Here is a 19642-nt window from a genome sequence, read left to right on the forward strand (position 1 = left end):
AAATGCTAACAGTTAACTTAATGTTTACCTATTTTGCTTGTTGCTTTGTGAGATATATCGCACAAATCGTGTGAGACAAATCACGTATTTGATGGTTGATATTTCTAGTTTAAATTTAAGTTGTTGATTGTATTTAATATTTATTATTTTGGTATCTGTGAGAGACTTTAATCATTTTGAGGTATCTGTTTACGTTACGGTAAATGAATTATTATTTGTTTGTTCCTAGGACGGGAATATTACAAGGTAGTAAAAAGGTCTAGAAGACCATGAGTATATGGACGTAATGGACGATTTTGAGTTTCAGGATGAAACAGTAGACTTGCTCAATGGACGCAATAGCGGATTAAGTGAGTTTAATAACATTATCAGGATGATAGTGTGCAATGGATGCAAGATTCTACGCAAATGATTTGCGACAGGATAAAGTAAGAATTCCATGGATGATATAAGGACACGCTCAGGATAGAGCAGGCTCGGTAAAAGGATAATCGAGTAAGAAGGAAAGTACTTTATGTACATGGAACATCAAGGATTGAACAAGGATAGAGCAGGACGCAAGCGATACGCATGGATGGTGCAGGGAGCACAGTTATAGCAGGAAAGCTTAACAAGAAACAAAGAGGCCACGGCATTTACTGTCGTGGCCTTTCTTTTGGCTTTTTTTCAGTATCGGCGGAACTAATGGTGGTTATGTTGTCAAATTGTAAAGTGCCTATGTGCAGGGTTTGATTACTTCATTAAAGTACACAATATCTAACTCACCATTGTATAAGGAGATAGCATGAAAGGGTTTAAAGTTGCACTATTGGTTGGTTTTTCATTCTTTTGCTATAACGCCAATGCAGTCGTGAGCGAAGAACAACAACAATGGGTTGATCAAGCGTTCAGCGATCTCAATAGTAATAATGACGGTACCAAGGTGCTTTGGCAGTATTCACAGCAAACAGTGATGCCAGACATGACACGTATTGAACAATTCAATGCATCCTTACCTGAAACTGAACGTTGGAGTTTGGTGTCTGAAAATGGTGATACTCCTGGTAAAAAGCGCTTAACTGAATACCGAGAACGTCAACAAGATTTGCATGAAGATAAAGACGAAACTAGCTATGAATTAGCGTTTTCTGATTTAATTGATTTGTCGACATTGGTTTTTGTCGGTGAGGATGACAATAATATGTCATTTACGTTTACACCCAATATTGATGAGTTAGACAATAACGTATTAGCAGGCGTGCTCTATTTGGATAAAACATCCAAGCATTTACGTAAAATTCTCATCAGAAATACTGACGAGTTAAATCCTGCGTTTTCAGTTACTTTAACTAAATTTGAATTAGAGTTAAGTTTTGATGTGTTTGAGGGATTAGTGATGCCAGCTCATACATCAACCACTATAATGGGTACAGCGGCAATTTTTAAGTCACTCGACAGTGTTCAAACTGTTACCTACAGCGATTATAAAATCCTCAACAATCCACAAACTTAATTGCATTGTGTGGCAATAAAAAACGCTATTTTTTGAAAAATAGCGTTTTTTTGGATTCAACATCGACTAATAAAGGAGGGTAATTAGTGGCATTTACCTGAATCACAGCTTTTACTGCTACCACACCCACCAAATTTACCACTGGCCATTGGGGCATCCATCCATTCTGGTTCGGGAAATATTGGCCAATCAATTTTTGTGACTCGATTACCATGCATGAAAATATGGCCTCGATATTGGTTGATACCATCAGTGCTAAATTCGAACATAAAGGTGGCTTTCCAACAGATACCCGCATTGCCGCCAACACTTGGGCGAGCTGATTCCATTGCAATGGCAAGTAATTGTACATTCTGTTTTTTACAGGCTTGCTCTGCAAGGGTCCGGCTTGACTCTGCCATTTGTCGGAGTTGCCAAAAAAAGGCCGCTATCACGACTAAAGCAACAATTAATAAAAAATCACTCATCATAGGCTGGTTGCTCTAAATAATCCGCCAATTGCGGTTGCTAATTGAACACTTCTTTCAGGATACCTTAAGTCGGCTAATAATCCTGATCGCAAGCTAGGTATTGCCACAATATCAGCAAATACTTGATTAAAGAAGTGCTGAGGTTGTTTTGCTAATGCTTCTAAATAACCTTTGCGGGTTAGGTCATCTTTTAAGGCTAACCAATTACGTGCTGCAATGGTGATGAGCTTATTATCATCTAAAAGTTGTTGCTCATTGAGATGATTAATCGCTTTCATACTGTATTGAACATCTGACGCCAATGCCGCTAAATACATTACTTTTAGATGGTCTTCGGCTTGATTTAATTTTTCGAATAACTGTTTAGCGAGACGTTTATCGACATTAATATGTTCTAAACATTGGCAAAGTGCAGCTTGTACTTCTATTGGCGCGTTATTAAGCGCATTGGTGATGTCATCAAGATGGTTAAATTGATCTGCGCGAACACAAATATCAGCTAATCCCTGCAAACCAAGCTGTGGCCACGTGTCTGGTGTTGCTTGACCTGATAAATACTGTGCCGCAAATTCATATTGACTCGATGCCGGTTGACCAAGTTGAAGCCTAACTAGTGCATTAAATAATGCCAATTTATGTTGATTAGGTTTAAAACTAAAAGGATGATTGGCTAATTGCTCTTGCTGTTCATCGGTTAATGTTTGGGTTGGATTACGACCGAGGGCTTCTAAAATCATCTTAATAAATTGAGTTCGCGGCGCAGGTGATAACAAACCTTGTTCATCTAAAGGTAATTTTACAAACCAAATATACGGTAATTGTTGTTGCTGCCAAAATACAATAGCAAACTGTGCATGGCCTTGAATTGGATAAGGGTATGGTGCCAGTAAAGAGTCGATTTGCTGAAATGCTAACATATCGATATGTTGCACCCGGCGACCTAAATCGTATATTTGGAATTGAGTATTAGCGGTCGTCAGAAACTGGCTTAAGGTGGTTATCTCGGTCATTGTGTTGTCACTAAATCAAAGAAGTTGGATGGGTATTCAATCCGCTAAATGATATCATATTCGGACTTAGCCTTGATATTGTCGTTCATTTTTATGCTTTATTTAACCAGCAAAAATCATTTAATTAAATTAGAACAATTGCTTAAGGCCTATGATCTTTGGTCTGAAACACCACCTCCTGAAACTGCGATGGTCAGTACTGCGCCATTTTGCTGTGATGTAATGGCATTTGAGCAATGGTTACAATTTATTTTTATTCCCAAGATGACTGAGCTTGTAGTGCTACAACAACCTTTGCCGACCAATATGGCCTTGGCTCCTATGGCAGAACATGTTTGGCAAAGTATGCCCCATGGCACCATTATGGTTGCTCAGTTGCAGCAATTTGATGCTGAGCTTAGTCAGCGTTAAGAGTACTGCCGCGCCACTTGATGACATTAATACCAACAAATACTATAAAAATGAAATCTATATAAGTTAAGTATATATAAATTAAGTGCCTATAAACTAAACCAATATAGATTTAGCCAATACAAATAAGTAAAGTGATAAACATGATCTCAAAAGATAACGATGCTGAATACTCATTAGATAACGATGACTTATGTGAGCCAATAAGCTCAGAAGACATTGACATGCCCTCTACTACAGATACCGAATTAGACGATGATTTACACCCTCCCCATATCGACATACTATTTGAAGACGAGCATATCGTTGCTATTCACAAGCCCGCAGGTTTATTAGTTCATCGCAGTTATTTAGCCCGTAGAGAGCGTTTTTTTGCTATGCAGATGACTCGAGATTTGGTGGGTTGTCATGTCTTTCCTGTGCATCGTCTTGATCGACCTACATCTGGCGTGCTGCTGTTTGCTAAATCCAGCGAAGTGGCTCGATTGTTATGTGAGCAATTTGCCAATCACTGTATTAAGAAGCACTATTTAGCGATAGTTCGTGGCAATATGCATGAATCTGGCACTTTAGATTATGCCCTAAAACAAGAGTTTGATGATTTGGGTGATAAGCATGTTGATCCCAACAAAGCTGCTCAAGAAGCCGTGACAGAGTATCAGCCGTTGTTGAATACAGAAATACCATTTAGTTCAGGCCGCTATCCTTCTAGCCGTTATGGATTGATAAAATTAAGCCCTCATACTGGGAGAAAACATCAATTACGTCGTCATATGGCACATTTGCGTCATCCAATCGTTGGAGATACCACGCATGGTGACGGCAAGCAAAATAAATTTTTCCGTGAACATTTTGCGATTAATCGTTTGTGGTTGATTGCAAAAAGTCTGCAGTTTATACATCCGGTAACGCAACAACCGATGCACATAGAAACTGAGCTTGAGTTAGAGTGGTTAACTATTTTCAAGGAATTCGGTTGGGATGATGATCAGTTATCATCTGAGCCAAGCATGCTATTAAGTTAGTCCATATGGTCAGCAAGTAAAGCTTTAAGCTTTTCAAACTCAGGGATTTTGGGTATGAGTTTCTGCTGCTTTTGTTCTATACGGAAGTAGTAGTTGCGGCGTATATGGGCGAATTTATGTTGTAGTTTGAGTTTCCGCTTTCTGCTCACTTGTCGCATGGTCATGGTTCCGTTATTGCGCTATTTCACATTGAGCCAACTAGGGTTGGTCATATCAACTTTAATCACACCATAAAAGATACTTGCGAGAGACTCAAGGAATACAGTAAGGTAAGTTACTAAGACTCAAGGTATTTTATATCGTATTACAATTAAGGGGAAAGTATACCATGAAAAAGGTCAATGTTGTTTTTGGTACCGTTTATGGTAGCGCTCAATTTACTGCAGAAACAGTGACTAAGGCGATTGCAAAATTAGGTTTTACAACTAAGCTTTGGCAACCTAATGAATTATTAGATTTTGTACCTCCTCAAGACGAATTTTTAATTATAGTGTCATCAACCACGGGACACGGAGATATACCTGAAGATATTGCTCCGTGGTTTAATGAACTTAAATCCGCAGCACCTTATTTACCAGCATTGCAATACAGCTTAATAGGGCTAGGTGATTCAAGTTATGAAACCTTTTGTGGAGCGATAAAAAAGTTTGATGAGTTGCTAGCTGAGCTTGGCGCAAAGCCGCTTACTGAGCGATTAGAAATTGATGCCTGTGAAACAATGGAACCGGAAATAGAAGCTAAAACATGGATAGCCAGTTGGCACAACGCCGTCACATCGGTAAGCGTAGCGTAAGCCTTTTTACACAACAGTGGTTTAAATTTGCCCAGCGCCTCAGTCAGGCGTTGCTTATACCTATTGCTATTTTACCTGCAGCAGGGTTGATGTTGGGGATAACGGTTAATCCGTTGCCCTTTATTCCAACTGAATTAAATACTGTGCTGTCAGCTGTAGGTAATCTGGTTTTTACCATGATGCCTTTGTTGTTTAGTGTTGCTGTAGCCATTGGTTTTTGTCGTGATCAAGGGATTGCGGCGTTTTCCGCAGTATTTGGTTTTGGGGTGTTTTTATCTACCATGGGGGCCCTGACAAATATTTATGGTTTGGTATCTCGACCATTATGGGGCATGCAAACCATTGATACTGGTATCGCAGGTGGTATGTTAGTTGGCGCTATCACTTGTTTAGCTGTTAATCTCAGTCATCATGTAAAATTACCTGCTATATTTTCATTTTTTGAAGGTCGTCGCAGTGCCCCTATTCTTGTTATTCCCCTGTCTATGGTATTGGCGTACTTATTAGTACATGTTTGGCCTCCTTTATCGACTGTTATTGAGCACCTTTCTGATTGGTCTGTTTATCAAGATCCTGCTATTGCCTTTGGGGTGTATGGCACTGTTGAGCGTTTACTCATTCCGCTAGGTTTGCATCATATTTGGAATGCCCCAGTTTATTTGGAAGTGGGGCAGTATATTAATCAAGGTACAGTGGTCAGAGGAGAAGTGGCACGTTATTTAGCCGGCGATCCGTTGGCGGGAAATCTCGCAGGGGGATACTTAATCAAAATGTGGGGGTTACCTGCCGCTGCACTGGCAATTTGGCGTTGCGCAGATAAACCCGAACGTAACAGGGTAGCAGGAATTATGTTATCTGCGGCTACGGCAAGTTGGTTAACGGGGGTTACAGAGCCCATTGAATTCGCATTTATGTTTGTTGCTCCGATTCTATTTATCGTGCATGCCTTGTTGACAGGAATAGCTTATAGCGTGTGTATTTTGCTTGGTATTCACCATAGTATTGTCTTTTCACATGGCTTAGTTGATTTCACATTACTGTTTTCACGCTCAGAAAATACTCAGTGGATTTGGATACTTGGGCCACTTACTGGATTAATTTATTATGCTATTTTCAGGGCTAGCATTTTAGCGTTCAATTTGAAAACTCCTGGTCGAATAGAGCAAACAGATTTACCTGCTGAGCCTAAAGAAAGCCTGCGAGCGATGATTGCGGCCTTAGGTGGGCGTGACAATATTATTGAAATTAATGCCTGTTTAACCCGTTTACGAATTAGTGTTAACCAAGCTAATTTAATTGATAAAGCTCGGTTGATGCGTTTGGGGGCCAAAGGTGTTGTGGTAATGGGGAAAGGGGTGCAAGTCGTCTATGGTACTAAAGCCGAAAGTTTGCGTAAATTACTGCAAAAGTACCTCGATTCACGTCGATAACAGCATTGATTAACTCGGTGTTACTTATTGCTATAATTCGAAAATCTATTTTTTCAAACTCATTTTAACGATGAAACATATACCATTTTTTCGTATCTACTCTGTTTTTAAGCTTTTGTGCTTAAATTGAATTTTTTTTAGCATTTATGAGTATTTATCATTAAAAAACATCACCTAAATTTCCTTTTCAATGGCACACTCATACATAGTCGTTAAAGAGGAGTCGTAAGCGTGAGTCATCAATCCATAAAAACCGATCCAAGCCAACTACAACGCAAAGTATTAATTACCGATTGTGTCGATGCTAAAGGGTTAATAGCAAAAATTACCGGCGTATGTTTTGCCAATCAGCTCAATATTATTAAAAATACCGAATTTGTTGACCATGCTCAAGGACGCTTTTTTATGCGTGCTGAACTTGAGGGGCAATTTGATGATGAACGTTTGTTGAGTGAACTTCGTGATGTGTTACCTGCAAAAAATCATATGAAACTAGTCGATATGGGTAAAAAACGTATCGTGATCATGGTGACAAAAGAAGCTCATTGCTTGGGTGATATTTTAATGAAGTCCTATTATGGTGGTTTAGATGTTGAAATTGCAGCAGTAGTAGGTAATTACGATGTTTTGCAGCCATTAACTGAAAAGTTTGATATTCCATTTCATTTTGTCAGTCATGAAGGATTAAGTCGCCAAGAGCATGAACAAGCTATGCTTAAAGTGATTAAGCCATATGATCCCAATTTTGTGGTACTAGCAAAATATATGCGAGTACTCACGCCAGAATTTGTGACTGCATTTGCAGATAAAATTATTAATATTCATCATTCATTTTTACCTGCTTTTATTGGTGCTTCACCGTATAAGCAAGCGTGGGATCGTGGCGTTAAAATTATTGGTGCAACGGCGCATTTTGTTAATAATAATCTTGATGAAGGACCTATTATTAAACAAGATGTTATTTCGGTAGATCACAGCTTTAGCGCAGCAGAATTAGCTCATAACGGTCGTGATGTAGAAAAAAGCGTATTAAGTAAAGCGTTGCAATTAGTATTAAATGAGCAAGTTATTGTTTATGGCAATAAGACAGTCGTATTTTAAACCATTTGATACGGTGTAATGTATGTCGCTTTAAATTAAGTAGGGTAACACTAAGGTTTGTTACCCTTGTATATTCTCTGTTTGGGTCGATAGAAGTAAATCAATACTTGTAAGTTAAAAGTATGAGAAATGTTCTGCTTGCAGCCTATTAATAAGGTTTTACACTCATCAATGATATTGTTTAATTCATTCATATTGTGTTTTTTCTAATATGTCAGAGTTAACATTTTCAGTAGCAATGAATGTAATATATGAAAACGTTTCAGCTATCAGTTAAATTCGAATTATTCAACAGGACTCAGAATGGTACTCAAAAAGGATTTTTTCTTAAAACCAGCAGAATTACCTAATTCAGTTGGACTTTGCTGGGGAATTGTTAACGGTAGGCTTGAATTAATTAAGCTGAGTGAGTCACTGTATAAATTAGTAAATAAACCCATTGTTACTATTTTGAAGCAACCACTTCTAAATGCATTTTCAGCCCTTAAATTGAACGATATCGATTTTAACCAACGCCAAACTCACCATGTTATCAACTTTGTTGACGACAAAGGGCATGCATTACAAGCTACCTTAATCCCTATAGAAGAAAGTGATGAAAACTGGTGTATTACAGTCATTGAAATAGAGTTGGATAAAGCCTGGTTAACAGAGTTGCACCCTGATTATCATCAGGCGATTCAGTCTAGTGATGATTGGCTTCACCAAATTGAAGAAGTGATTAATGCGAGTGGTGATGTGGTTTTTACTACTGCTATAAAACAAGGTCTGTCGTTAACACAATCAAAAGTGGGTTATGTACATATTTTTGATGAAAAGAATAACCGAATAACCAAAACAGCTTGGAATGATGGTGTAGAAGATTACTTTAATATTTCAAAGCAACAAACTTATCAAGCTGATTCTGGTATTTGGACTGAAACCATAAAGACTCGTAAAGCAGTTATTCATAATGATTTAACTGAACTGATTACAAATAAAACTCAAGAGGATGGTTTTTTCGCTTTTAAAAATCACCTGTGCATTCCTATTCATTATCGTAATAAAATAGTCGGCATTATTGGTGTAGGTAATAGAGATAAACCCTACACTCAAGTTGATACCAAATCGTTAAGTATTTTTGCTACTATTTTGTGGCACAGTGTCGAATTACCTCGAACGATGAAGGCTGTTTCAAGGCAGTCGAGTATTATTAAAACCCAAAAAGAGAAGATGACATCGATTCTCGTACAGCTAATTGGAGCTATTTCTGGAGCGCTTGAGCTTAAAGATGCATACACCGCAGGGCATCAAAAGTCAGTCGCACAGTTAAGTTATCTTATTGGTGAAAAAATGGGCTTAACACCCGCCGTTTTGGAAGGATTAAAATTGGGTTCGTTGATCCACGATATTGGCAAACTGGCGATTCCAAGCGAGATTTTATCTAAACCGTCGCGGTTAAGTGATGCTGAATTTGGTCTAATTAAGCAGCATCCAGAGCATGGTGCATTAATCGTTGATGAAGTGGAGTTCCCATGGCCTATCAAGCAAATGATCCTTCAACATCATGAGCGCTTAGATGGCTCTGGTTACCCCAAAGGATTAAAAGCTGATGACATTATACTTGAAGCTAAAATCATTGCAGTGGCTGACGTTGCAGATTCTATTCTCAGTCATCGACCGTATCGACCTTCACTTGGAATGGAGGTGTTAACCCAAGAGTTACTTAAAGGCAGAGGCAAAGAGTACGATGAGGTTATTGTTGATACTTGTCTTGAAATTTTGGCTGTTGAAGATTTTAAAGAAGAGCAATATGTCAGTGGCTTACCACTAGAACCTGTGGTGTTTCTTGAAGAGTTTCATACTCTTGAACACGCTGAATCCATGATTAAAAAAGCGAAAATGGATGTGGCTGTCGTTTTATCGGAAAAAGAACGTAGTCCAATTGGCGTTATTGACAGTAATGTTTTAGCTTTTTGGCACAGCCCTTTTTTAGATACTACAGCAGAGCGCGCGGTTGATAGAAGTTTGCTTAAGAAACGAGTGCATCAAGTGATGGTGCATAAAATGAATATGATTATTGATCATACCATTTTGCATGATGCCAAATTGATGATGGAAAAAACTAATGCTAGCTATTTGATTGTTCATAATGACAAGCAACAAGTCGTTGGTATGTTGACATGGCGGATTTTAGCCGCAGCATTGCTTAATAGATAATGCCATTGTGAGGTTACTAATATGATGCTGTTCCGATTGATTATTATACTCATAAATTCATAATGCTTATGGTAATAAAAAAGGCTCCAAAGAGCCTTTTTTATTACTTTTACCGTCGGATTATAAAATTAATCAACGATACGTAAAAGTTCATTAATACCCACTTTACCACGGGTTTTCGCATCAACTTTTTTAACAATAATCGCAGCATATAAACTGTATTTGCCACAAGCAGATGGTAGGTTACCTGACACGACAACCGAGCCTGCTGGAACACGACCGTAATGTACTTCACCGGTTTCGCGATCAAAAATTCGGGTGCTTTGACCAATGTAAACGCCCATTGATATCACACTGCCTTCTTCAACGACAACACCTTCAACTATCTCGCTGCGAGCACCAATAAAGCAATTATCTTCAATGATGGTTGGTCCTGCTTGTAACGGCTCTAATACGCCGCCAATGCCCACACCACCAGATAAATGTACGTTCTTACCAATTTGTGCACACGACCCCACGGTTGCCCATGTATCGACCATAGTGCCTTCATCAACATAAGCACCTAAGTTCACATAAGATGGCATCAATACGGTATTTTTACCGATAAATGACCCTTTACGAACCGTTGCTGGTGGTACCACTCGAATGCCTTCAGCTTTAAAGCGAGCTTCGTCATAGCTGCTGAATTTCTGTGGGACTTTGTCGAAATACTTGGTGTCTCCACCTTCAATCATGGCATTATCAAAAATGCGGAAAGACAGTAGTACCGCTTTTTTTAGCCACTGGTGAACATGCCATTCACCGTCAATTTTTTCAGCAACGCGTGCTTGGCCTTTATCAAGCATATTGATCACGGTTTCCACATCGGCACGAACACTTGGTTCTACGCTTGCAGGTGAGATGTCTTGACGTGTTTCGAATGCAGCTTCAATGCGTTGACGTAAAGCCTCCATTGTTTTCTCCTGATATTAAATGATTACGTAAATTATTGTTTAAATTAGTTAGATGATTTTAACGCGAGTGTTAGCGCGTCAGATAGTTGCTGTTGCTGGGGCTCATCTAAGGCCGTACCACTTTGGCTTTGTAATATAAAAAAATCTTCTGCACGTTCACCAATAGTGGTAATTTTGGCGGCCAATAGTGTTACGTTGCAACGATAAAGCGTGTCACCCACTTTGGCTAATAAGCCAGGGGTGTCTAAGGTGGTTAGTTCCATCATACTTGTACCATGACGAGTACTAGGTAAGAAACTCACATGAGTCGCAACATTAAAAGGTTTCATGATCCGCGCTAATTTCCTAAACTTTGGCAATTTAGGTTTTTCTGTGGCTAAGGCTTTTTCTAATGCCTTACGGATACTTTGAATGCGTGATAGTTGAATGATGGGTTCACCATCTTGTTCTAGAATAACAAAGGTGTCGAGTGCATAGTTATCTTTTGATGTCATGATATTAGCATCATGAACATTAATGTTTTTGTTATCTAACACCGTCATTACGGTTGCAAACAGTTTAGGTTTATCTTTGCTATAGATAAACAGTTCAGTACCACCTCGAGTGGTATTTTTAGACATTAATACTAATGGTTCATCGTGATGATGTTTTAAAATGGCCTCAGCGTGCCAAGCAACTTGAGTTGGCTGGTGACGTAAAAAATAGTCAGATTTGAATCGAGACCAGAGTGCATCCATGTCTTTTTCTTTTAATCCACGTCTAATCAGCTCTTTTTTAGCTTTAGCTTGGATCTCTTTAACTCGAGCTTTGACATCGATAGGCTTTTCTTTGCCCCGAGCCAATACTCGTTGGGTTGAAAAATACAAATCTCGTAATAGTGAGCCTTTCCAGTTGTTCCACGTTTTTTCATTAGTGGCACAAATGTCAGCAACCGTGAGGCAATATAAATAACTCAAGTGGGCGGCATCATGTACTTTTTCAGCAAACAGTGCGATTACTTCTGGATCTGAAATATCTCTGCGTTGGGCGGTGACTGACATCACTAAGTGATTTTCAACTAACCAAGCCACTAAACGACCGTCATGATCATTCATACCATGCAATTTGCAAAAATCGATGGCATCTTTTGAACCTAGTTTACTATGATCGCCGCCACGTCCTTTAGCGATATCATGAAAAATCGCTCCCAATACCAATAAGCCTTTTTTAGGCAATTGATTTATTAAGATGGCTCCCAGTGGGAATTCATCTTTTTGCTCGGCTTGTGAAAAACGCTCAATATTGAGCAGCAATCGATGGGTGTGTTCATCAACGGTATAAGCATGAAATAAGTCAAACTGCATTTGGCCTTCAATCTTACGCCAAGCAGGTAAGTACGACGATAAAATACCGTGTTGGTGCATCAAAGATAATGCCGCAATACCCCGAGGATGTTTTAGGATCTCCATAAAGACCTTACGACAGGCCGGATTGTCTTGTAAGGGCGAGGTCAGTGCTCTGCGGGCATTACGCAACAACCTTAGCGTTGGGGCATATATCCCTTGAATATTAGAGTTTTTTGCTACTAATAAGAATAAGCGTAATATTTCCTCATTATGAAGGCTAAACACATCATCATCTAACACTTCAATATAACGTCCACGACGTTGATAAATATCACTGATAGGCTGTATTTCTAATGCTTGAGTGTGACCTAATGTCGCGCGCTTAAACAATTGCAGTAACATTTGGTTAAGCTCCATCACGCGGCGGACCGTGCGATAGTAACGCTTCATCATTTGTTCAACGGCTAACTGGGTGGCATCTTCATAACCTAATAAACTGGCGATTTGCCGTTGTAAATCGAACAACAAACGGTTTTCGTTGCGGTTAGCTGTGATGTGCAATGCAAAGCGGATTTCCCAAAGAAAATTTTGGCATTCAATGAGCTCATCTAATTCTGCTGGTGACAAAAAGTCATGTTCGACGAGTTCTTCTAAGGTTGCGGCATCAAAATGGCGCATTGCTACCCAAGCAATCGTTTGAATATCGCGTAATCCACCAGGGCAGGTTTTAATATTAGGTTCTAAGTCAAAGGCGCTGGCTTTGCTGTGACGAGCGGTTTGCTCGTCTTTTTTTGCGTTATAAAAGTCGTAAGAGGGCCAAAAGTCTTGTTGGCGAATGGCATCGTATAGCACATCAAATAGAAATTCACTGCCGGTAAGTAATCTGGCTTCAATCAGATTGGTGGCAATGGTGATGTCGGCTTTACCTTGCTCAATGGTTTGGGCGATGGTGCGAACACTATGGCCTATTTCAAGCCCCGTATCCCACAGGTAGGTAATAAATTGACTCAACTGAGTTTCAGTTTCAGCTGATAATGGTTCATCATCAACCAAAAACAGTAAGTCAATATCTGAATGTGGGTGCAGCTCACCTCGACCATAACCGCCAACGGCAACTAAGGTAAGATGGCCATTGTTGAGGCCAAAATTTTGCCAAGTTTGTGTTAGCAAGGAATCAACAAATTGACTACGATGTTTAACAATATCAGCAATTGGATGTTTTGCAGTATATTGCTCAACTAAGCGCTGGTTTAAGTCAATTAATGCATTTTTGGCGTCCAGCGCAGTATTCATTGATGTCCTTACTAATTATATCTAGTGATTAATGATGCGAGGAAAATCTTCTTCCTCACGTAACGTTAATATTTCTACACCCGTTTCAGTAACTAACAAGGTGTGTTCCCACTGTGCTGAATTTTTACCATCAGATGTGCTAACAGTCCAATTATCGTTTTTATCCAAAACAGTAGTATGACGACCTGCATTGATCATAGGTTCAATCGTAAAGCACATGCCTGGTCTTAGCACGGTTTTGTCATTGTTTTTATAATGAACAACTTGAGGTTCTTCATGGAAGCCTGTTCCAATACCGTGACCACAATAATCTTGCACGATTGAGTACTTATCAAGCCCTGTTTTGCTGGTTTTGATAAATTTTTCGATTGTAGTGCCTATTTCGCCTAATTTTAAACCAGGACGCACTTTTCGAATCGCTAAATATAGACTTTCTTGGGCAATGCGGCTCAAACGTTTATCTTTAGCTGATACTTCACCGATTAAAAACATTTTTGAAGTATCACCATGATAACCGTCTTTAATCACCGTAATATCTAGATTGATCATATCGCCTTCTTTTAAGGCGTAATCACAAGGAATACCATGACAGACAACTTCGTTAACTGAAGTACATATAGACTTCGGAAATCCGTGATAATTGAGTGGCGCAGAAATGGCACCTTGTTCTTCGGTATACTTGGCACAAATGTCGTTTAATTCATCTGTTGTGACCCCCGCTTTAACGTGAGGGGCTACTACTTCCAATACTTTAGCGGCTAATTTACCTGCTACTCGCATTTTTTCTATTTCGTCTGCTTTTTTGATGACAATGCTCATGAAAACTCTCTATCTTTTGGCGGTCAAAATAGGCATGTTTTATCCAAGGAATTTACGGCAAAAATTTGTATTTACATGCCGTTTATGGTATAAAGCGCGCCGTTATGTATAAGATTGTTGTTGTACGGTTCGAGTTAACGAGATGCGTGTTGTTGCTTTTATAAGCAGAATTCACATAAAGTTCGGCAAACCGTAAAAGATGACGGTCATTATACATGGCAATTAACTTAAATACTAAATCACACACGTATCGACACATTTTTCGGGGTGCTTTCTAATTCTTATTGAAGTTAGAGGGTCGAAACATGGGATGCGTGGAGGTCTAACCCCTTACATACATAAAGGTATATACAATGACTACTGTTTCAATGCGCGACATGCTTCAAGCTGGTGTTCACTTCGGTCACCAAACTCGTTACTGGAATCCTAAGATGAAGCCTTTCATCTTCGGTGCTCGTAATGGTGTACACATTATCAACCTTGAGCACACTGTACCAATGTTTAACGAAGCGTTAGCTTTCATTAGCAACATTGCTTCTAAGAAAGGTAAAGTTTTATTCGTAGGTACTAAGCGCGCTGCTGGCGAAGCGATTAAAGCATCTGCACTTTCTTGTGATCAGTACTATGTTGATCACCGTTGGTTAGGCGGCATGTTAACCAACTGGAAAACTGTTCGTCAGTCAATCAAGCGTCTTAAAGAGCTAGAAAGCCAGTCTGTAGACGGTACTTTCGACAAGCTTACTAAGAAAGAAGCGTTAATGCGTTCACGCGAATTAGACAAGTTAGAAAAGTCTCTAGGCGGAATCAAGAACATGGGCGGTTTACCTGACGTATTATTCGTTATCGGTGCTGACCATGAGCATATCGCTATTAAAGAAGCAAACAACCTAGGTATCCCAGTTGTTGCAGTTGTTGATACTAACTCTGCTCCAGACGGTGTTAACTACATCGTTCCTGGTAACGACGATGCGATGCGTGCTATTCGTTTGTACACTTCTTCTGTTGCTGCAGCTGCTAACGCTGGCCGTGGTCAAGATTTAGCTGTTCAAGCTGAGCAAGACGGTTTCGTAGAAGCTGTTTAATAAGGCGTGATGCATAGCATCCCCCCTTATTTGCCAATAAGATAATTGGTGAACAGGGGCCCTTGGGCCCCTGTTTTATAAATGCAAAATTAGACGAATTAAAATAGAGGATTTAACAATGGCAATTACTGCTGCCCAAGTTAAAGAACTTCGTGACCGCACTGGCGCTGGCATGATGGACTGTAAGAATGCACTGACTGAAACTGACGGTGACATCGAACTAGCGATTGATAACATGCGTAAGAGCGGTGCTGCAAAGGCTGCCAAAAAAGCAGGTAACATCGCTGCTGACGGTACTATTCTAATCAAGAATGGCGACGGTTTCGCTGCACTATTAGAAGTTAACTGTCAAACTGATTTCGTTGCTAAAGATTCAAACTTCTTAGCATTTGCTAACGCAGTGCTAGATGTTGCTGCAGCATCTAAAATCACTATTGAAGACTTAAAAGCACAGTTTGAAGAAACTCGTGTTGCACTTGTGACTAAAATTGGTGAAAACATCAATATTCGTCGCGTTGAGTATATCGATGGTGCAAACCTAGCGTCTTACCGTCACGGTGATCGTATTGGTGTTGTTGTTGCGGGCGAAGCTGACGAAGAAACCCTAAAGCACATTGCAATGCACGTTGCAGCTTCTAAGCCAGAGTTTGTTAACCCTGAAGATGTGCCTGCTGATCTTGTTGCAAAAGAGCAAGCGCTGCAAATCGAAATCGCGATGAATGAAGGCAAGCCTGCTGAAATCGCTGAGAAGATGGTTATTGGTCGTATGAAGAAGTTCACTGGTGAGATATCTCTTACTGGTCAAGCTTACATCATGGAACCTAAGAAAACTGTTGGCGTTGTTCTTAAAGAGAAAGGCGCTAAAGTAACCAACTTCATTCGTTTAGAAGTAGGTGAAGGTATCGAGAAGAAAGCAGAAGATTTTGCTGCTGAAGTCGCGGCGCAAATCGCTGCTACTAAAAAAGCGTAATCGCTTTTATCTAAATACCCTAAGACCGCAGCAACCGCTGCGGTTTTGTTATGATCAGGATGAGAATTATGAGTACCAATCCAAAACCAGCGTTTAGACGTATTCTGCTTAAATTAAGCGGTGAAGCATTAATGGGTCAAGAAGGCTTCGGCATTGACGCAAAAGTACTTGATCGTATGGCACAAGAAGTAAAAGAGCTTGTTGAACTCGGTATTCAAGTTGGTGTGGTCATTGGTGGTGGTAATCTGTTCCGTGGTGAAGGCTTAGCAAAAGCAGGCATGAACCGCGTGGTGGGCGATCACATGGGTATGTTAGCAACCGTAATGAATGGCTTAGCCATGCGTGATGCCTTACACCGAGCATATGTTAATGCTCGTCTAATGTCAGCTATACCGCTTAAAGGCGTGTGTGACGACTATAATTGGGCTGAAGCAATTAGCTTATTGAAATCTGGCCGTGTAGTCATTTTTGCTGCGGGTACGGGTAATCCTTTTTGCACAACCGATTCTGCAGCTTGTTTGCGCGGTATCGAAATTGAAGCTGAAGTGGTATTAAAAGGCACCAAAGTAGACGGCGTCTATTCTGCTGACCCAATGAAAGACCCTGAAGCTGTTAAATATGACACGCTAACTTATGCCGAAGTCCTTGAATCAGAATTAAAAGTAATGGACCTTGCTGCATTTACCATGGCGCGTGATCATAATATACCTATCCTTGTGTTCAATATGAACAAACCTGGTGCACTTCGTCGTGTAATCATGGGTGAGGAAGAAGGTACGATTATTAGCAGTAAACAACCTGCTTAATCACAGACATAAAATATATTTAGATTATATAATTTAACTGTTTGAGCGGTTTTATTGCATGTGTCATTCTTAGGCTAATGCTCAAACAAACGTGAATTTGTGACAAAAAGGAAATTATTGTGATTGATACTATTATGTTGGATGCGCAAGAGCGCATGGGTAAATGTGTTGACTCGACTAAAAACCAAATGGCGAAAGTTCGCACTGGTCGTGCTCATCCAAGTTTATTAGATTCTATTCAAGTTGCTTGTTACGGTACTATGTCACCGCTTAAGCAAGTGGCAAACGTTGGTGTTGAAGATTCTCGTACACTTACTGTAAACGTGTTTGATAGAACTATGGTTCAAGCGGTAGAAAAGGCCATCATGAGTTCTGATCTTGGCTTAAACCCTATGACTGCTGGCGCGACATTGCGTATTCCGTTACCTTCGTTAACTGAAGAGCGTCGTAAGGACTTTATTAAAGTCGTTCGTAATGAAGCAGAAAACGGTCGTATTGCCATTCGTAACGTTCGTCGTGATGTTATCAGCGAAGTTAAGAAGCTTGAAAAAGCCAAAGAATGTACTGAAGATGATGTACGTCGTAGTGAAGATGAAGTACAAAAGTACACTGATTCATCTATCAAGAGTATCGATCAAATTCTCATTGCAAAAGAAAAAGAGTTGATGGAAGTATAATCTGTCATCTTAGACGCTAGAGTTAACACGCCGTGTAAGGGTATACTACACGGCGTTTGTTTTTATAAAGGATTGTCGTAGATGTCATCTACAGTTGAGTTTGAATCAGACCCCAAAGCCGATTCGGAGCAAATGACTTCGCAATTGTTGCCGGAACAATTATCTGATGTGGTAAAACAATCTCTGCCCAAGCATGTTGCGATTATTATGGATGGTAATGGCCGTTGGGCACAACTGCAGGGTAAAGCTCGAGTGTTTGGCCATAAAGCAGGTGTTAAAGCGGTTCGCCGTGCGGTAAGTACTGCGACTCAACTTGGCATTGAATCATTAACTCTGTTTGCATTTTCTAGTGAAAACTGGCGCCGACCAGATAAAGAAGTCAGCTTGTTAATGGAGCTGTTTTTTACCGTGTTACAACGTGAATTAAAACTGCTTAATAAAAACCAAGTTAAACTCAATATTATTGGTGATACCAGTCGATTTTCGACGCGTTTACAAAAGCAGATTGCTGCTGCTCAAGAGAAAACAATAAACAATACTGGTTTGATATTAAATGTGGCAGCTAACTATGGTGGCCGTTGGGATATCTTGCAGGCTGCACAAAAATTAGCCAAAAAAGTTGAAAGTGGTGAAATCAACAGCAGTCAGATGACTGAAGAGGCATTAAATGAACATTTGTGCATGCAAAATCAGAGCGAAGTTGATTTAATGATAAGAACAGGCGGTGATTGCCGCATTAGTAATTTTGTTTTATGGCAGGCCGCTTATGCCGAGTTGGTGTTTACTGACACCTTATGGCCTGATTTTGATGAGCTAGCGTTTCGTGATGCTATTGCCATTTTTGCCAGTCGGCAGCGCCGTTTTGGTTTGACTGGAAGTCAAATTGAAGATATACGCGCAATATAAATTTTAAGAGGATTAATTTTTGCTAAAACAACGAATAATAACAGCATTGTGGTTAATCCCAATTGTACTTGGGGCAATCTTTTTACTTCCTGCAAATTATTTTGCATGGGCGTTAGTACCAGTATTTTTAATTGCAGCAAAAGAGTGGGGGAGTTTCATTGACCCCAGTTGTAATGTCACTCAGTGGTCTTTTACCGCGACGCTCAGTCTGTTACTGATAGCGCTTAATCTAGCGGTCCCCGTTGATGTTTTATGGTTTAAGGGACAATTGCATCCCATGTATCTTGCCATTATCACCATTGGTGTATTTTGGTGGATAGTGAGTATTGGATTAGTGTTTAGTTTTCCTAAAAGCGCCAGCATATGGAAAAAAAGCCCAATGCTAAAATCCATGTTTGGTCAGTTAACACTCATACCGTGTTTTACGTCTTTGATCGCGCTTAAATCGTTAAGCAGCAATGTTCACCCTTATTATGGTGGCACATTAGTCTTTTTAGTATTGTTAGTGGTTTGGGCTACCGATACTGGCGCTTATTTTGCGGGTCGTAAATTAGGTAAACATAAACTGATGCCGAGTGTAAGTCCTGCAAAAACCCTTGAGGGTCTGGTTGGCGGATTAATTACGTCTATGGTTGTGGTGGCAGGCATTATGTATGTTGCACCAGAACAAGAACTAGGTTTACTCATTGTGGTTACGTTAATCACTGCGTTAGCATCTGCTTTTGGTGATTTATCTGAAAGTATGTTTAAGCGTGCTGCTAACATTAAAGACTCTGGCACCATTTTACCGGGACACGGTGGAATTTTAGACCGCATCGATAGCCTTACTGCTGCGCTACCGGTATTTACCTTTATCTACATAGCGATGTGGATGTGATGC

18 protein-coding genes are annotated in these 19642 nt (G+C 39.9%); 13 read left to right on the forward strand and 5 right to left on the reverse strand.

The window, feature by feature from the left end; translation table 11 throughout:
• The first annotated feature begins 784 nt into the window (after nt 1-784).
• Nucleotides 785-1492 (forward strand): hypothetical protein, encoded by a 708-nt coding sequence (locus FCN25_RS16725; protein ID WP_137226545.1) that lies wholly within the window; start codon nt 785-787, stop codon nt 1490-1492.
• Between the two features lie 83 nt (nt 1493-1575).
• Here the strand turns inward: FCN25_RS16725 and FCN25_RS16730 are convergent, their stop codons facing one another.
• Together FCN25_RS16730 and FCN25_RS16735 are read right to left on the reverse strand one after the other, a co-directional pair.
• Nucleotides 1576-1962, reverse strand: coding sequence for a DUF3301 domain-containing protein (locus tag FCN25_RS16730; protein ID WP_137226546.1), 387 nt, complete (start codon nt 1960-1962; stop codon nt 1576-1578).
• A complete protein-coding gene (locus FCN25_RS16735) occupies nt 1959-2972 on the reverse strand; it encodes a DUF3549 family protein (protein WP_137226547.1) in 1014 nt (337 codons plus the stop codon). The genes FCN25_RS16730 and FCN25_RS16735 overlap by 4 nt, the downstream gene beginning before the upstream one ends.
• A gap of 48 nt (nt 2973-3020) precedes the next feature.
• Here FCN25_RS16735 and FCN25_RS16740 point away from each other — a divergent pair, with 48 nt between their 5' ends.
• The 6 genes from FCN25_RS16740 (at nt 3021) to FCN25_RS16765 (ending at nt 9931) form a co-directional block, all read left to right on the forward strand.
• Complete coding sequence (locus tag FCN25_RS16740; RefSeq protein WP_137226548.1) at nt 3021-3383, forward strand: YqcC family protein; 363 nt, start codon at nt 3021-3023, stop codon at nt 3381-3383.
• Between the two features lie 224 nt (nt 3384-3607).
• Nucleotides 3608-4408, forward strand: coding sequence for a tRNA pseudouridine(65) synthase TruC (gene truC, locus FCN25_RS16745; RefSeq protein ID WP_254693788.1), 801 nt, complete (start codon nt 3608-3610; stop codon nt 4406-4408).
• Nucleotides 4409-4736: 328 nt separating this feature from the next.
• Nucleotides 4737-5201: a flavodoxin gene (locus FCN25_RS16750; RefSeq protein ID WP_137226550.1), complete on the forward strand. Its 465-nt coding sequence runs from the start codon at nt 4737-4739 to the stop codon at nt 5199-5201.
• Nucleotides 5153-6631 carry a PTS transporter subunit EIIC gene (locus FCN25_RS16755; RefSeq protein WP_137226551.1) on the forward strand — a complete coding sequence of 493 codons (1479 nt, stop codon included), beginning with the start codon at nt 5153-5155 and terminating at the stop codon, nt 6629-6631. Before FCN25_RS16750 ends, FCN25_RS16755 begins: the two co-directional genes overlap by 49 nt.
• A 231-nt stretch (nt 6632-6862) precedes the next feature.
• Nucleotides 6863-7732 (forward strand): formyltetrahydrofolate deformylase, encoded by an 870-nt coding sequence (gene purU, locus FCN25_RS16760; protein ID WP_137226552.1) that lies wholly within the window; start codon nt 6863-6865, stop codon nt 7730-7732.
• Between the two features lie 303 nt (nt 7733-8035).
• A complete protein-coding gene (locus tag FCN25_RS16765; RefSeq protein ID WP_137226553.1) occupies nt 8036-9931 on the forward strand; it encodes an HD domain-containing phosphohydrolase in 1896 nt (631 codons plus the stop codon).
• 128 nt (nt 9932-10059) lie between these two features.
• On the opposite strand, the gene dapD is transcribed toward FCN25_RS16765, so the two are convergent.
• Genes dapD through map form a run of 3 tightly spaced genes read right to left on the reverse strand, consistent with a single transcriptional unit; the run spans nt 10060 to nt 14321 of the window.
• Nucleotides 10060-10884 (reverse strand): 2,3,4,5-tetrahydropyridine-2,6-dicarboxylate N-succinyltransferase, encoded by an 825-nt coding sequence (gene dapD / locus FCN25_RS16770; protein ID WP_137226554.1) that lies wholly within the window; start codon nt 10882-10884, stop codon nt 10060-10062.
• Nucleotides 10885-10928: 44 nt separating this feature from the next.
• Entirely contained in the window at nt 10929-13502 is a 2574-nt protein-coding gene (gene glnD / locus FCN25_RS16775; protein ID WP_137226555.1) for a bifunctional uridylyltransferase/uridylyl-removing protein GlnD, read from the reverse strand.
• A gap of 21 nt (nt 13503-13523) precedes the next feature.
• The gene (gene map / locus FCN25_RS16780; RefSeq protein WP_137226556.1) at nt 13524-14321 is read right to left on the reverse strand and encodes a type I methionyl aminopeptidase; all 798 of its coding nucleotides are present in this window, start codon (nt 14319-14321) and stop codon (nt 13524-13526) included.
• 353 nt (nt 14322-14674) lie between these two features.
• Between map and rpsB the strand changes: the two genes are divergently transcribed.
• The 6 genes from rpsB (at nt 14675) to FCN25_RS16810 (ending at nt 19639) form a co-directional block, all read left to right on the forward strand.
• Complete coding sequence (rpsB, locus tag FCN25_RS16785) at nt 14675-15403, forward strand: 30S ribosomal protein S2 (RefSeq protein ID WP_011636744.1); 729 nt, start codon at nt 14675-14677, stop codon at nt 15401-15403.
• A 118-nt stretch (nt 15404-15521) separates the two neighbouring features.
• A complete protein-coding gene (gene tsf, locus FCN25_RS16790) occupies nt 15522-16373 on the forward strand; it encodes a translation elongation factor Ts (protein WP_137226557.1) in 852 nt (283 codons plus the stop codon).
• A gap of 68 nt (nt 16374-16441) precedes the next feature.
• Complete coding sequence (gene pyrH / locus FCN25_RS16795; protein WP_137226558.1) at nt 16442-17179, forward strand: UMP kinase; 738 nt, start codon at nt 16442-16444, stop codon at nt 17177-17179.
• Nucleotides 17180-17298: 119 nt separating this feature from the next.
• Nucleotides 17299-17856, forward strand: coding sequence for a ribosome recycling factor (gene frr, locus FCN25_RS16800; protein WP_137226559.1), 558 nt, complete (start codon nt 17299-17301; stop codon nt 17854-17856).
• Between the two features lie 81 nt (nt 17857-17937).
• Nucleotides 17938-18762 carry a polyprenyl diphosphate synthase gene (uppS, locus tag FCN25_RS16805; RefSeq protein ID WP_137226560.1) on the forward strand — a complete coding sequence of 275 codons (825 nt, stop codon included), beginning with the start codon at nt 17938-17940 and terminating at the stop codon, nt 18760-18762.
• A 19-nt stretch (nt 18763-18781) separates the two neighbouring features.
• Nucleotides 18782-19639 (forward strand): phosphatidate cytidylyltransferase, encoded by an 858-nt coding sequence (locus FCN25_RS16810; protein WP_137226561.1) that lies wholly within the window; start codon nt 18782-18784, stop codon nt 19637-19639.
• Nucleotides 19640-19642 lie beyond the last annotated feature (3 nt).

This window comes from Shewanella sp. MEBiC00475, from assembly GCF_005234075.1.
In the GTDB taxonomy this organism is placed as follows: domain Bacteria; phylum Pseudomonadota; class Gammaproteobacteria; order Enterobacterales; family Shewanellaceae; genus Shewanella; species Shewanella polaris.

What these genes read in the sequence shown, in the direction of transcription:
- FCN25_RS16735 (WP_137226547.1), bottom strand. Translation starts at nt 2,972, where the DNA reads ATGACCGAGATAACCACCTTAAGCCAGTTTCTGACGACCGCTAATACT.
- FCN25_RS16765 (WP_137226553.1), top strand. Translation starts at nt 8,036, where the DNA reads ATGGTACTCAAAAAGGATTTTTTCTTAAAACCAGCAGAATTACCTAAT.
- dapD (WP_137226554.1), bottom strand. Translation starts at nt 10,884, where the DNA reads ATGGAGGCTTTACGTCAACGCATTGAAGCTGCATTCGAAACACGTCAA.
- FCN25_RS16750 (WP_137226550.1), top strand. Translation starts at nt 4,737, where the DNA reads ATGAAAAAGGTCAATGTTGTTTTTGGTACCGTTTATGGTAGCGCTCAA.
- FCN25_RS16755 (WP_137226551.1), top strand. Translation starts at nt 5,153, where the DNA reads ATGGATAGCCAGTTGGCACAACGCCGTCACATCGGTAAGCGTAGCGTA.
- glnD (WP_137226555.1), bottom strand. Translation starts at nt 13,502, where the DNA reads ATGAATACTGCGCTGGACGCCAAAAATGCATTAATTGACTTAAACCAG.
- FCN25_RS16725 (WP_137226545.1), top strand. Translation starts at nt 785, where the DNA reads ATGAAAGGGTTTAAAGTTGCACTATTGGTTGGTTTTTCATTCTTTTGC.
- pyrH (WP_137226558.1), top strand. Translation starts at nt 16,442, where the DNA reads ATGAGTACCAATCCAAAACCAGCGTTTAGACGTATTCTGCTTAAATTA.
- tsf (WP_137226557.1), top strand. Translation starts at nt 15,522, where the DNA reads ATGGCAATTACTGCTGCCCAAGTTAAAGAACTTCGTGACCGCACTGGC.
- uppS (WP_137226560.1), top strand. Translation starts at nt 17,938, where the DNA reads ATGTCATCTACAGTTGAGTTTGAATCAGACCCCAAAGCCGATTCGGAG.
- truC (WP_254693788.1), top strand. Translation starts at nt 3,608, where the DNA reads ATGCCCTCTACTACAGATACCGAATTAGACGATGATTTACACCCTCCC.
- rpsB (WP_011636744.1), top strand. Translation starts at nt 14,675, where the DNA reads ATGACTACTGTTTCAATGCGCGACATGCTTCAAGCTGGTGTTCACTTC.
- FCN25_RS16740 (WP_137226548.1), top strand. Translation starts at nt 3,021, where the DNA reads ATGATATCATATTCGGACTTAGCCTTGATATTGTCGTTCATTTTTATG.
- FCN25_RS16730 (WP_137226546.1), bottom strand. Translation starts at nt 1,962, where the DNA reads ATGATGAGTGATTTTTTATTAATTGTTGCTTTAGTCGTGATAGCGGCC.
- map (WP_137226556.1), bottom strand. Translation starts at nt 14,321, where the DNA reads ATGAGCATTGTCATCAAAAAAGCAGACGAAATAGAAAAAATGCGAGTA.